Source organism: Actinomadura sp. NPDC000929 (assembly GCF_040492065.1).
Lineage (GTDB): Bacteria > Actinomycetota > Actinomycetes > Streptosporangiales > Streptosporangiaceae > Spirillospora > Spirillospora verrucosospora.
In genome coordinates this window covers 20,664-32,808 of record NZ_JBEUPA010000097.1, presented here as the reverse complement: position 1 = coordinate 32,808, position 12,145 = coordinate 20,664, and the positions used below count along the sequence as shown (strand labels likewise).

14 protein-coding genes are annotated in these 12,145 nt (G+C 72.8%); 12 read left to right on the top strand and 2 right to left on the bottom strand.

The window, feature by feature from the left end; translation table 11 throughout:
* Positions 1-191 precede the first annotated feature (191 nt).
* On the bottom strand, positions 192-890 hold the full coding sequence (locus ABWI04_RS28165; protein ID WP_353834327.1) for a class I SAM-dependent methyltransferase: 699 nt from the start codon (positions 888-890) through the stop codon (positions 192-194).
* A gap of 129 nt (positions 891-1,019) precedes the next feature.
* Here ABWI04_RS28165 and ABWI04_RS28160 point away from each other — a divergent pair, with 129 nt between their 5' ends.
* The 9 genes from ABWI04_RS28160 (at position 1,020) to ABWI04_RS28120 (ending at position 8,094) form a co-directional block, all read left to right on the top strand.
* A complete protein-coding gene (locus ABWI04_RS28160) occupies positions 1,020-1,907 on the top strand; it encodes a sugar phosphate isomerase/epimerase family protein (RefSeq protein WP_345185728.1) in 888 nt (295 codons plus the stop codon).
* Positions 1,904-2,503 (top strand): TetR/AcrR family transcriptional regulator, encoded by a 600-nt coding sequence (locus ABWI04_RS28155; protein ID WP_345185730.1) that lies wholly within the window; start codon positions 1,904-1,906, stop codon positions 2,501-2,503. Before ABWI04_RS28160 ends, ABWI04_RS28155 begins: the two co-directional genes overlap by 4 nt.
* Positions 2,504-2,605: 102 nt before the next feature.
* Positions 2,606-3,358 carry an ABC transporter ATP-binding protein gene (locus tag ABWI04_RS28150; RefSeq protein ID WP_345185733.1) on the top strand — a complete coding sequence of 251 codons (753 nt, stop codon included), beginning with the start codon at positions 2,606-2,608 and terminating at the stop codon, positions 3,356-3,358.
* Positions 3,355-4,089, top strand: coding sequence for an ABC transporter permease (locus ABWI04_RS28145; protein WP_345185736.1), 735 nt, complete (start codon positions 3,355-3,357; stop codon positions 4,087-4,089). Before ABWI04_RS28150 ends, ABWI04_RS28145 begins: the two co-directional genes overlap by 4 nt.
* Positions 4,090-4,199: 110 nt before the next feature.
* Positions 4,200-5,372 (top strand): LCP family protein, encoded by a 1,173-nt coding sequence (locus ABWI04_RS28140; protein ID WP_353834326.1) that lies wholly within the window; start codon positions 4,200-4,202, stop codon positions 5,370-5,372.
* Between the two features lie 60 nt (positions 5,373-5,432).
* Positions 5,433-6,353 carry a proline dehydrogenase family protein gene (locus ABWI04_RS28135; protein WP_353834325.1) on the top strand — a complete coding sequence of 307 codons (921 nt, stop codon included), beginning with the start codon at positions 5,433-5,435 and terminating at the stop codon, positions 6,351-6,353.
* 103 nt (positions 6,354-6,456) lie between these two features.
* Positions 6,457-7,251 (top strand): pyrroline-5-carboxylate reductase, encoded by a 795-nt coding sequence (gene proC / locus ABWI04_RS28130; protein ID WP_345185744.1) that lies wholly within the window; start codon positions 6,457-6,459, stop codon positions 7,249-7,251.
* 68 nt (positions 7,252-7,319) lie between these two features.
* Entirely contained in the window at positions 7,320-7,754 is a 435-nt protein-coding gene (locus ABWI04_RS28125; RefSeq protein WP_345185747.1) for a hypothetical protein, read from the top strand.
* 184 nt (positions 7,755-7,938) lie between these two features.
* A complete protein-coding gene (locus ABWI04_RS28120) occupies positions 7,939-8,094 on the top strand; it encodes a hypothetical protein (RefSeq protein ID WP_353834324.1) in 156 nt (51 codons plus the stop codon).
* Here ABWI04_RS28120 and ABWI04_RS28115 read toward each other — a convergent pair.
* Positions 8,091-9,089, bottom strand: a complete 999-nt coding sequence (locus ABWI04_RS28115; RefSeq protein ID WP_345185753.1) for an alpha/beta hydrolase — start codon at positions 9,087-9,089, stop codon at positions 8,091-8,093. The two genes, ABWI04_RS28120 and ABWI04_RS28115, sit on opposite strands and share 4 nt — an antisense overlap.
* A 158-nt stretch (positions 9,090-9,247) precedes the next feature.
* Between ABWI04_RS28115 and ABWI04_RS28110 the strand changes: the two genes are divergently transcribed.
* From ABWI04_RS28110 to ABWI04_RS28100, 3 genes are all read left to right on the top strand, one after another.
* Positions 9,248-10,462: an acetoin utilization protein AcuC gene (locus ABWI04_RS28110; RefSeq protein WP_345185756.1), complete on the top strand. Its 1,215-nt coding sequence runs from the start codon at positions 9,248-9,250 to the stop codon at positions 10,460-10,462.
* Positions 10,459-11,328 (top strand): phosphatase, encoded by an 870-nt coding sequence (locus ABWI04_RS28105; RefSeq protein WP_353834323.1) that lies wholly within the window; start codon positions 10,459-10,461, stop codon positions 11,326-11,328. The genes ABWI04_RS28110 and ABWI04_RS28105 overlap by 4 nt, the downstream gene beginning before the upstream one ends.
* Before the next feature lie 361 nt (positions 11,329-11,689).
* Positions 11,690-11,893: a helix-turn-helix domain-containing protein gene (locus ABWI04_RS28100; protein ID WP_021591693.1), complete on the top strand. Its 204-nt coding sequence runs from the start codon at positions 11,690-11,692 to the stop codon at positions 11,891-11,893.
* Positions 11,894-12,145 lie beyond the last annotated feature (252 nt).

The following is a 12,145-nucleotide window of genomic DNA, read 5'->3' as shown; positions in this document are numbered from 1 at the left end:
CCCGCGAACGGGTCGGGGCGCAGCTGCAGGCGGCGCATGGCGCGGCGCTGGGCGACCAGCCCGGCGCCGGCGCCGGCCGCGCCGAGGGCGGTGGCGGCGAGGAGACCGCCGAGCGCCCTCCCGGCGGTGACTCGGCTCGTGGCGGCGCGACCCATGGTGCGTTCCTCCCGAATTCCCAACCGACTGGTAACTCAGGGGCAACGCCACCACAAATTCACGGCATAGTCCACCTCCAGGCCGGGGAGTTCGCGCAGGCAGGCGTCGGCGAGATCGCGGGGGAACTCGATCCGCAGGACGGCGGCCAGGTCCTCGCGGCTCTGGAACGCCCACCGGATCGTCAGCGGCTCCCGGTGGAAGCCGCGCCGCGTCCAGAACCGCTCGACGGCGCCGGGGTCGTACTTCGGCAGGCTCCGCTGGAACCAGCGGCCGAACGTGGAGCGGGTGGCGTCGTTGTCGATGATGAGGATCGCGCCGCCCCGCCGGACGACCCGGTCCAGTTCGGCGAGGCCCGGCTCGCATCCGGGGCCGAAGAAGTAGGCCCACCGCGCGTGGGCGACGTCGACGGACGCGTCCGGGAGCGGCAGCGCCTGCGCGGCGCCCGTGCGCACGGTGACGTTGGGAAGGTCCCGCGTGCGGCGCGCCGCGGCCGAGGCGAGGCCGGCGTGCGGCTCCACGCCGATCACCCGGCGCGCGTCCTCGGCGAAGAACGGCAGGTGGAAGCCGGTGCCGCAGCCGACGTCGAGGACGTCGGCGCCGTCCCAGGGGCGGATCGCGCGCATGGCGCCGGCCAGCACGCCGTCGGGGTCGACGGCGCGGTTCTCCAGCTCGTAGACCTGGGGGGAGTTCCAGATGTTGGGGCTGGGCACGGCGCCCCGCGCGATCTCGGCCACGGAGACAGAGGGTAGCCGCGCCGCGGGCGGAGCAAGCGAGATCACTCCCGGCGAGTGTTTCATCACGGCCGCGGCGGCATAGGCTCTCTTCTACGACACAGCCGAGCGATCATTCATGGCGAGGAAGCCTTGGCCCCGCAGCACAACGGCGCCCCTTCACCGGCGCTCCGCGTACCGGACGCGCCGATCACGCTCTCCACAGCGTCGGTGTACCCGGAGAAGGTCCCGAGCGCCTTCGAGATCGCCTCGCTGCTGGGCTACGACGGCATCGAGGTCATGGTCTCGACGGACGCCTCGTCGCAGGACCTGAACGTCCTGCGCCGGCTGTCGGACTACCACCAGGTCCCCATCAAGTCGATCCACGCGCCGTGCCTTCTGCTCACCCAGCGGGTCTGGGGGCGCGACCCCTGGGGCAAGCTGGTGCGCTCCAAGGACGTCGCCGAGGAACTGGGCGCCGAGGTCGTCGTCGTGCACCCGCCGTTCCGCTGGCAGCGCGACTACGCGAAGGAGTTCGTCGAGGGCCTCGCCCGCATGCAGGACGAGACGGACGTGCTGTTCGCGGTCGAGAACATGTTCCCGCTCAAGGCGCGCGGCGCCGAGGCGGGCATGTACCTGCCCGACTGGAACCCCGTCGACCAGGACTACCCGCACGTGACCCTCGACCTGTCGCACACCGCCGTCTCGGGGTCGGACGCCATCGACATGGCGGGGAGCCTGGGCGACCGTCTGCGCCACATCCACCTCGCCGACGGGGTCGGCATCACGAACAAGGACGAGCACCTCGTTCCCGGCCGGGGCAACCAGCCGTGCGGGACGATGCTGGAGAACCTCGCCGAGGGCGGGTTCAAGGGGCACATCGTCCTGGAGGTCAACACGCGGCGCGCGTCCAGCCGGATCGAGCGGATGGAGGACCTCGCCGAGGCCCTCGCGTTCGCGCGCCTGCACCTGGCCGCCGCCGCCCACACCTGGGAGGTCACCTCGGCCGGGGAGATCACCCGCCGGGGCGTGCGCCGGTGAGCGACCCCCGGGGCCGGACGCGGGGGCGGGGCCCGGGGCGCAGGCCCGGTCCGACGGAGACGCGCGAGAAGATCCTGGCCGCGGCGCGGGACCTGTTCGCCGAGAAGGGCTACGACGGCGCGTCGCTGCGCGCCATCGCCCGCGCCGCGGAGGTCGACCCCGCGCTCGTGCACCACTTCTTCGGCAACAAGGAGGGCGTGTTCGTCGAGGCGATGCGCTTCCCAGTGGACCCGTCGGTCCTGCTGCCGCGCATCATGTCGTTCCCTCCCGACCGACTCGGCGAGGGGCTGATCCGCACCTTCCTGCACGTCTGGGAGGACGACGAGCGCCGCGCCCCGCTGCTCGCGATGATCCGCTCGGCGATGACGAACGAGCGGGCGGCCGCGCTGCTGCGCGAGTTCGTCGCGTCCGCGCTGTTCGGGCGGGCCTCGCAGGCCACCGAGGCGTCGCCGCTCGGCATCCAGGCGGCCGCGGGCCAGATGATCGGCCTGATGGTCCTGCGCCACGTCCTGCGCGTCGAGCCGCTGGCCTCCGCCTCCGAGGACGAGCTGATCGAGCTGGTGGCCCCGACCCTCCAGCGCTACCTCACCTCCTGAGGCCTCAGTCCTCTCCGCCCCCGCGTCCCGGGCGGGCCCTCCCCTTTCCTGTGGGGCCTTTGGCCCCTTGACCGCGGTCTCGCACCGGCCTAAATTCAACACATGATGAGTTCTAGTCCGGCGGGCGGCGCGTCCGAGCCCGCGGTGCGGGTGCGCGACCTGCGGGTCGACCGGGGCGGCCGGGAGGTGCTGCACGGGATCACCTTCGACGTCCCGCGCGGTTCGATCGTGGGGCTGCTGGGCCCGAGCGGCTGCGGGAAGACGACCCTGATGCGGGCGCTCGTCGGCGTCCAGATCGTGCGGAGCGGCGCGGTGACCGTGCTCGGCGAGCCCGCCGGGTCGCCCGGCCTGCGGCGCCGCGTCGGGTACGCGACGCAGAGGCCGGCCGTCTACGCCGACCTGACCGTCGCCGAGAACCTGCGCTACTTCGCGTCCGTGCTGCGCGCCCCGCGCTCGGACGTGGCCCGCGTCATCGACGAGGTCGGGCTCGGCCGCAGCCGCGACCAGACGGCGGCGACGCTGTCGGGCGGGCAGCTCAGCCGCGTCAACCTCGCCGCGGCGCTGCTCGGCGCGCCCGAGCTGCTCGTCCTGGACGAGCCGACCGTGGGGCTCGACCCGGTGCTGCGGCAGGAGCTGTGGGAGCTGTTCCGCGAGCTCGCCGAACGGGGCGCCACGCTGGTCGTGTCCAGCCACGTCATGGACGAGGCGGGGCGCACCGACCGGCTGCTGCTGATGCGCGAGGGCGCGGTCCTCGCCGACGGCACCCCGGACGGCCTGCGCTCGCGCACCGGCGCCGCCGACCTCGAAGAGGCGTTCCTCCACCTGATCCACGAGAGGGCCGGGAGCCCGTCATGAGCACCGCGATCACCTTCGCCACGATGCGGCGCATCCTGGCGCAGCTCAAGCACGACCACCGCACGCTCGCCCTGCTGATCGGCGTGCCGACGCTGCTGATGGTCCTGCTGCGGTACGTGTTCGACCAGCCGATGGTGTTCGACCGGATCGGGCCCATGCTGCTCGGCCTGTTCCCCTTCATCGTCATGTTCGTCGTGGCCAGCGTCGCCACCCTCCGCGAGCGCACCGGCGGCACCCTCGAACGGCTGATGACGATGCCGCTCGGCAAGCTCGACCTGCTGCTCGGCTACGCGCTGGCCTTCGGCCTGCTGGCGCTCGTCCAGGTCGCCGTGGTGCTGGCCGTCTCGCTGACGTGGCTCGGCCTCGACCTGAGCGGCTCGCTGGCGTCCCTGGTCCTGGTCTCCCTGCTGGACGCGCTGCTCGGCATGGCCCTCGGGCTGTTCGCCAGCGCGTTCGCCCGGACCGAGTTCCAGGCCGTCCAGTTCATGCCGGCGTTCGTCCTGCCGCAGCTGCTGCTCTGCGGCCTGATCGTCCCGCGCGCGGACATGGCGTCCTGGCTGCAGGCGATCGCGGACGTGCTTCCGCTGTCCTACGCGGTCGAGGGCATGCAGGAGATCAGCTCCAGCCCCGACTTCACCGGCACCCTGGCCCTGGACGTCTCCGTGATCGCCGGCTTCGTGGTGGTCGCCCTGCTGCTCGGGGCGGTCACGCTCCGCCGCCGGAGCGGGTGAGCGACCCGCGAACGGGGAGCCGGGTTTACACGGACGCCCCGTTGCGCCGCAACCGGACAGGTGGGCCGAAGTCGGCCATCCCTGCCGGGTGCTGCTGGTAGCTTCGCGCCATGACCTCCCCAGATCTTCACGGCTCTCCGGTGCCCCCGAGGCCCGACGAGGGGGCGCCCGAGCCCGCGGGGCCCGGGGCGCCGGGGGCACCGCAGGCCCCGGAGCCGGACGCCGACGCCGCGTTCTGGGGCGGCGGCCCGGACGGCGGCGGCGAGACGCGGCGCAGGCGGCGGTGGCCCCGCGTCCTGATCGCGGTCGGGGTGTTCGTGGCGCTGGTCGTGGCCGGGCTCGGCGGGCTGGCGTGGCAGCGGCAGTCGTCCTACAACGGCAACATCGACCGGCTCAAGGGCGTGATGCCGGACGACTCCCCGAACCGCCCGGGCGCGAACGTCGAGGGGACGGAGAACTGGCTGCTCGTCGGCTCGGACTCGCGGGCCGACGCGACGACCGGCGAGGGCAACCAGGTCTGGAAGCCGGGGCAGCAGCGCACCGACACGATCATGCTGCTGCACCTGCCGGCGGACCGGAAGAAGGCCTACATCGTCTCCTTCCCGCGCGACTCGTGGGTGGAGATCCCCGGCTACGGGCCGCAGAAGATCAACGCGGCGTTCTCGTTCGGCGGGCCGAAGCTGCTGATCGAGACCATGGAGAACCTCACCGGCATCCGCATCGACCACTACGGGGCGATCGACTTCGAGGGCTTCAAGTCGATGACGGACGCGCTCGGCGGCGTCACGGTCAACATCAAGCAGGGCGTGTACGACCCGGCGCGCAAGAAGCGCTGGGAGGCGGGACGGCAGAAGCTGAACGGCGAGGACGCGCTGCTGTTCGTCCGGCAGCGCTACAACCTGCCGAACGGCGACTTCGACCGGATCAAGCGGCAGCAGGCGTTCCTCGGCGCGCTCGCCAAGCAGGCCGCCGACCGGGGCACGCTCACCAACCCGCTCAAGCTCGACCGGTTCCTGTCGGCGCTCACCAAGTCGATCAGCGTGGACGAGGGGGTGTCGGCGGGCGACCTGCGCTCGCTGGCGCTCAGCATGCGCAGCGTCCGCGCGTCCGACGTGATGTTCATGACGCTGCCGCACAAGGGCACCGGCATGCGCAAGCGGCAGAGCGTCGTGTTCCTGGACGGGGCGAAGGCGAAGGCCCTCTTCGAGGCGGTCAAGACCGCGCGGATGAAGGAGTACGTGCAGCAGTACGGCGCCGGGAACAGCCTCGGCACCGTGTCGTGAGCCCGGAGCCCCGGCGGCATAACCTGGAACGGTAGGCCCAGGGGACGAGGGGTTCGCACAGTGCTTCGTCAGGCGTTGCTGGTCGCGTCGCGCAGCGGAGGCGCGCGCAGAGTGGTGGAGACCGCGCCGTTCACCGGCGACGTGGTCCGCCGCTTCGTCGCCGGTGAGACGATCGACGACGCCCTGCGCGTCACGGCCGGGCTGATCGGCGAGGGCCTGCTCGTCAGCCTGGACGTCCTCGGCGAGGACACGCACGACGAGGGCCGCGCCGAGGCGAACGCCGCGCACTATGTCGAGCTTCTGGGACGGCTGGGCACCGCCGGGTTCGGGACGCGCGCCGAGGTGTCGCTCAAGCTGTCGGCCATCGGGCGGACCTTCGACGAAGGACTCGCCCTGGAGAACGCGCGGCGGGTGTGCGCCGCCGCCCGCTCGGCCGGCACGACGGTCACCCTCGACATGGAGGAGCACACGGCCGTCGACACGACGCTGCGAGCCGTCCACGAACTGCGGCGGGACTACCCGGACGTGGGCGCGGTCGTCCAGGCGTATCTGCGTCGGGCAGAGGAACACTGCGCGGAACTGGCCTACGAGGGGTCGCGAGTGAGGCTGTGCAAGGGCGCCTACGCGGCGCCCGCGGCGGTCGCCTTCACCGACAAGGAGGAGGTCGACAGGTCGTACGTGCGGTGCATGAAGGTGCTGATGGCAGGCAAGGGGTACCCGATGCTGGCCACGCACGACCCCCGGCTCATCGAGGTCGCCGGTGCGCTGGCGGTGCTGTACGACCGCGACGACGACACCTTCGAGTACCAGATGCTCTACGGGATCCGCCCGCAGGAGCAGCGGCGCCTCGCCGCGGAGGGCGCGCAGGTCCGCGTCTACGTCGCCTACGGCCGCGAGTGGTACCAGTACTTCATGCGGCGGCTCGCCGAGCGGCCCGCCAACCTGCGCTTCTTCATGCGCTCCCTCATGGGGCGGTCCTAGGGCACGGACCCGGGAGCGGCCCCGCGGCCGGTCGCCGGGCGGCGCAGACCGGCCCGGCGATAGGCTGGACCGGTCGTTTGGAACCCCACGTCAAGGTATGTCGATGATCGCGATTCTGGGTGCCGGGAAGATGGGCGAGGCGCTGCTGTCCGGAGTGCTCCGGGCCGGCCGCCGCCCGTCCGAGCTGATCGCCACCGCGCGCCGGGAGGAGCGGGGGGCGCTGCTGCGGGAGCGCTACGGCGTCGAGGTCGTGCCGAACGCGGAGGCCGCCGCGACGGCCGAGACCCTGGTTCTCGCGGTGAAGCCGCAGGACATGGGGGCCCTGCTGGACGAGGTCGGCCGGCACGTGCCGCCCGGCCGGCTGGTGATCTCGATGGCGGCGGGCATCACGACGGGGTTCGTCGAGGCGCGGCTGCCGGAGGGGGTGCCGGTCGTCCGCGTCATGTCGAACACGCCCGTCCACGTGGACGAGGCGATGAGCGTCATCTCGCCCGGGTCGCACGCGGGCGAGGAGCACCTGAAGCTGGCCGAGGAGCTGCTGTCGCCGGTCGGCAAGGTGCTGCGCATCCCCGAGTCGCTCCAGGACGGCGCCACCGCCCTGTCCGGCAGCGGGCCGGCGTACTTCTACTACCTCGTCGAGGCGATGGTGGACGCGGGCATCCTGCTCGGCATGCCGCGCGCCGCCGCGCTGGAGATGGTCATCCAGTCGGCGGTCGGCGCCGCGATCATGCTCCGCGACTCCGGGGAGCACCCGGTGCTGCTGCGCGAGGCCGTGACGTCCCCGGGCGGGACGACGATCTCGGCGATCCGCGAGCTGGAGCGGCACGGCGTCAGGGCCGCCGTCCTGGAGGCCATCGAGGCGGCCCGCAACCGGGGACGCGAGCTCGCGAGCGGCTGACGCCGTGACGGCGCCCCGTGATCGCGCGGAGCGTTGAGCCGGGCCGCGGCCGCGTCCGTGTAAGAGGTATGGGACTCATCATCCGCCTGATCGTCGCCGCCGGGCTGGCGGCCGACGCGATCGTGCACTGGAAGTTCGCGCCCGACATGGCCTTCGTGCGGGGCGGCTCCATCGACGGTGACCTGCTGTTCCGCCTCCAGGCCGCGGTCGCCGGGGTGGTCGCGGTGATCGTCCTGACCTACGCGACCCGCTGGGCGTACGCGCTCGCCTTCCTCGTCGCGGCCAGTGCGGCGGGCGCCGTCGTGCTCTACCACTACGTCGACGCGGGCGCGCTCGGCCCGCTGCCGGACATGCACGAACCCGTCTGGTACCTCGAGAAGACGATCAGCCTCGCCGGCGAGGGCGGCGCGGCGCTGGCCGCGCTGGTGGGCTTCCTCACCGCCGGACGCGGCCGCCGCGCGGGCGACGAGACCCTCGACCCCGAGCCCGCCGGCCGCTTCTGACCCGGAGCCGCGAACGCGGGAAGCGAAAGGGCGCGCCGAGCGAGAAGCCTGCGGAGTGACGCCGCGCGATGCGGACTGAGCGTGACGAGGTCCGTGCGGGGCGTAGGAAAAGATCACTATTTCGGCGGCATGGCCGGCGGCACCCGGCTACCATCGATTTGATCTTGGAGTTCTGGGGGCCCGGATGGATGAACGGCGCGAACGTCCGAGCGAGATGCCGCTCCCGGCGTCCGCCCTGCACAGGGCGCTGCTCAGGGCGCGGGTCCCGCGCTTCATGGCCGACCACGCGGCCGCTCTGCTGGCCGGACTCCTGGCGAAGCGGCCGGACCGCCGGGACTAGGCGGCCTTGGAGCGCTTCCTCGCCCGGGGGTGCTTGCCCGTCCCGCCCGTGACGGTCCGGACGAAGTGGGCGGCGTCCCGCATGGCGGCGCTCGCCTCCGGGAGGACGCGGTTCAGGATCTGGAAGACGTGCATCTGCCCCTTCCAGATCTGGAGGTCGCAGTGGGCGCCGGCGCGGCGCAGGGCGTCGGCGAACGCCTCGGCCTCGGTGCGCAGGACCTCGGCGCCGCCGACCTGGATGAGGACGGGCGGCATGTCGTTCCAGGCGCAGGTCAGCAGGGCCAGCCGCGGGTCCGCGAACCCGGTCGGACCGACGACGAGGCGGGCGACCCGGCGCGCCGACGACGCGCTGATGTAGGGGTCGCGGGCGCGGCTCTGCGCGCCCATCGACAGCTCGCAGGTCAGGTCGACCCACGGGGAGAACAGCATGAGCCCCGCCGGGCCCGGCAGGCCCTGGCGGCACAGCTCGCCGGTCAGCGCGGCGGACAGGTGCCCGCCCGCCGAGTCGCCCGCGAGGACGATGCCGGACGCCGGCACGCCCCGCGCGAGCAGCCAGCGGTAGGCGGCGACGGCGTCCTCCAGCGGCGCCGGGAACGGGTGCTCGGGCGCGAGCCGGTACCGGGGGGCGAGGATCGGCAGGCCCGTGTCGAGCGCGAGCCGCGAGGTGATGGGGCGGTGGGTGCGGGGCGAGCAGAAGACGTAGCCGCCGCCGTGCAGGTAGAGGACGGCGCCGGGGGCGTTCTCCTCCGCGGCGTCGCGCGGAACGATCCACTCGCCCCTGACCGGGAGGCCGCCGTCGTCCCCGGGCGCGGGGGCGTTCAGCGACTCGACCCGCACGTTCGGGCTGTGCCGCAGCAGCAGGGACGCGGCGTCCACCGTCGAGCGCGCGGTGCGGATGCTCGTCGCGTGGCCGGGCATGTAGTGCAGGAACGGGCGGACGCTCAGACGGAGCGCGTTGCTGATCGCTCGGCTTCGAACGCTCGGGTCGCCGTCCATTTGCACCCCCCGGAGGAGATATCTGCCTGACGGATGTATGCCCGTTTCCGGCATGTAACTCACGTCACAGATATGTTGCGGCGGCGGGCTCGGGGCGGGGCGTCGCGGGGCGGGAGCCTGTGGGCCAGGTCACATGCCCTGCGCGATACCGTGAGGTCATGAGCAGTTCCGATTCGTCCCAGTCCGCCGGTCCCGAGAACTGCGGCCTGGAGATCTTCTGGGACGAGCGGCTCATCTCCTACGACTTCGGCCCCGGCCATCCCATGAACCCCGTGCGGGTCGAGCTGACGATGGCGCTCGCCCGCGGGCTCGGCGTCCTGGACCGCCCGAACGTGCGGGTCTCGGCGTTCGAGGCCGCGGACGACAAGCTGCTCCGGCTCGTCCACGAGGAGTCCTACATCGCGGCGGTCAAGCACTCCGGCGCCACCGGGCTGCCGGAGCTCGGGCACGGCCTCGGCACCCCCGACAACCCGGTGTTCCTCGGCATGCACGAGGCGTCCGCCCTGGTCGCGGGCGCGTCGGTGGCCGCCGCCGAGGCGGTGTGGACGGGCCGCGCCGAGCACGCCGCGAACATCTCGGGCGGTCTGCACCACGCGCTGAGCGACGCCGCCAGCGGGTTCTGCGTCTACAACGACCCGGCCGTCGCGATCGCGTGGCTCCTGGAGAACGGGGCCGAGCGCGTCGCGTACGTCGACATCGACGTCCACCACGGCGACGGCGTCCAGGCCGCCTTCTACGACGACCCGCGCGTGCTGACGATCAGCCTCCACGAGTCGCCGCGGACGCTGTTCCCCGGCACCGGCTTCCCCGACGAGACCGGCGCGGACGGCACCTCGGTCAACATCTCGCTCCCGCCCGGCACCGGCGACCGGCCGTGGCTGCGCGCGTTCGAGGCGATCGTCCCGCCGCTGCTGCGCCGGTTCCGCCCGGACGTCCTCGTCACCCAGCAGGGCGCCGACGGCCACGCGCTCGACCCGCTCGCCCATCTGATCCTCAGCGTGGACGGGCAGCGGACGGCGTACGCGATGCTGCACCGGCTGGCGCACGAGACGGCCGGCGGCCGGTGGGTCCTCACCGGCGGCGGCGGCTACGAGCTGGTGCAGGTCGTCCCGCGGGCGTGGACGCACCTGCTCGCCGAGGCGGCGGGCGGCCCCGTCCCGCCGGGCACCGCGACCCCGGACGACTGGCGCGAGTTCGTCCGGCAGCGGACCGAGGAGATCGCCCCGCGCCGCATGACGGACGGGACGGAGACGGTGGAGATCAGCAGGTGGGGAGACGGGTACGACCCCGGCAGCCCCGTGGACCAGGCGGTCCTGGCGACGCGCCGCGCGGTGTTCCCCGAGCACGGCCTCGACCCGATGACCGACGAGTGAACCGGCCCGCTCCGGCGTCCGGAGGCCCGGCGCCGACCAGGGACGAGCTGCGCGCCCACCTCGTCCGGACGATGATCGCCGGCGACGTGGCCACGCCGCGCCAGAACAACCTGCTGCACTACCGGCGGATGGCCAACGGCAACCCGTACTACCAGTTCGGCCTGGAGCTGAAGCCTTCGTGGTCGGAGCGGTCCGTGCTGGAGATGATGGTGGAGCGGTGCGGCGTCCACCCCGATCCGATGCACCTGTACGGGGACGACACCATCGATCCCGAGATCACGCTCGACACGCTGGAGGCGATGGGGGAGCGCATCGGCCTCGCGGCCCGGCGCGGGGAGAGCGTGCTCCTCGCGACCGGGCATCCGTCCACGCTGACGCCGCTGTACCAGGCGGTCGCGCGGGCGCTGGAGGAGGCGGGCTGCCGGGTGCTGACGCCCGCGGCCGGCTGGACCTACGAGGTCGACGCCGGGTACGGCGGCTCGGAGCTGCGCCGCATCGTCTACGCCGCCCCGGGCGTCGCGATGCTGGAGGGCGAGGACCTCCGCACGCACCACACGCACGACTCGCGCCCGATGGAGGCCATGCTCAGCGAGCTGGCCGATAGCGGGTTCGGGGAAAATGTGGAAGCTAAACCACATACTTGGCCGGATCTGGCCATCGCCGACCACGGGTGGGCCGGAGCGGCCGGGCAGGCGGGCATCGACACCGTGGGGTTCGCGGACTGTAACGACCCGGCCCTGTTCGCCGGGGCCGCCGAAGGCAAGATCGACGTGGTGGTCCCGCTCGACGACGGCGTCTCCGCGCCCCACTACGCGCCCCTGACCGCCTACATCCTTGATCGCGCGGGCCTGCGGCCGTCCGGCTGAGCCCCCGATCCGGAGGCTTACTCCGTGGGGACGCCTGGGTGGCGACCGCTCGCCTGTCACGCCCTGTGACAGGGTTGCCGTAACGGGGCGCATGGGCTTGCCGAGAGGCATCTGACGCTGCGGAACCGAAGGTCGTTTCGTGGTTTTGGTTGACAAATTTTCGTCGCGACACGCGCGGTGCCGTCGCGTCCACCCTCTGTAAGGAATCAGCACTGTATCCCCGGGGTCAGGTCGGGTACGGAAATGTGCGGAACTCCCCTCTTGCGACTGCCGGTACGCGATTTACGCTGGAGGAAGTACACGTGCGTGATCAAAGTCACCCGAAGGGCCGGTGCGCGGCACGTGTGGAAGAGGGCGTCCGATGACCTCAGGCGAGCGACCTCTCAGTGAGGTCAGGTTCCTGACCGTCGCCGAAGTGGCGGCGGTGATGCGGGTGTCCAAGATGACCGTCTACCGCCTCGTCCACTCGGGCGAGCTCCCCGCGATCCGCGTGGGCCGCTCGTTCCGGGTTCCCGAGCAGGCCGTCCACGATTACCTGCGCGACGCGTACATCGAAGCCGGATAACGGGTAGGGGCGGGGCATGACCCCGCCGCGAACTCAGCACCCGGCCGCGCAGGGGGCGTCGGGAGGGCCCCGAGGGGCCGTCCCGAAGCTGGGGAAGAAGGACGAGGACCGGCAGAGCGGTCCGGACACCGAACGGACGGGCGATGGCCGGCGGCCACGCCCGCCCGGAAGGGACGGTGCCCGGCGCCGTGCGACGCGCGGTGCCGGCCGCCGTCCGCGCCGGTCGTCCCCGGGCCGCGGGGCAGGCCGCGG

Coding starts and splice junctions, on each gene's coding strand:
- ABWI04_RS28150 (WP_345185733.1), top strand. CDS start 2,606: ATGATGAGTTCTAGTCCGGCGGGCGGCGCGTCCGAGCCCGCGGTGCGG.
- ABWI04_RS28145 (WP_345185736.1), top strand. CDS start 3,355: ATGAGCACCGCGATCACCTTCGCCACGATGCGGCGCATCCTGGCGCAG.
- ABWI04_RS28140 (WP_353834326.1), top strand. CDS start 4,200: ATGACCTCCCCAGATCTTCACGGCTCTCCGGTGCCCCCGAGGCCCGAC.
- proC (WP_345185744.1), top strand. CDS start 6,457: ATGATCGCGATTCTGGGTGCCGGGAAGATGGGCGAGGCGCTGCTGTCC.
- ABWI04_RS28125 (WP_345185747.1), top strand. CDS start 7,320: ATGGGACTCATCATCCGCCTGATCGTCGCCGCCGGGCTGGCGGCCGAC.
- ABWI04_RS28120 (WP_353834324.1), top strand. CDS start 7,939: ATGGATGAACGGCGCGAACGTCCGAGCGAGATGCCGCTCCCGGCGTCC.
- ABWI04_RS28115 (WP_345185753.1), bottom strand. CDS start 9,089: ATGGACGGCGACCCGAGCGTTCGAAGCCGAGCGATCAGCAACGCGCTC.
- ABWI04_RS28110 (WP_345185756.1), top strand. CDS start 9,248: ATGAGCAGTTCCGATTCGTCCCAGTCCGCCGGTCCCGAGAACTGCGGC.
- ABWI04_RS28100 (WP_021591693.1), top strand. CDS start 11,690: ATGACCTCAGGCGAGCGACCTCTCAGTGAGGTCAGGTTCCTGACCGTC.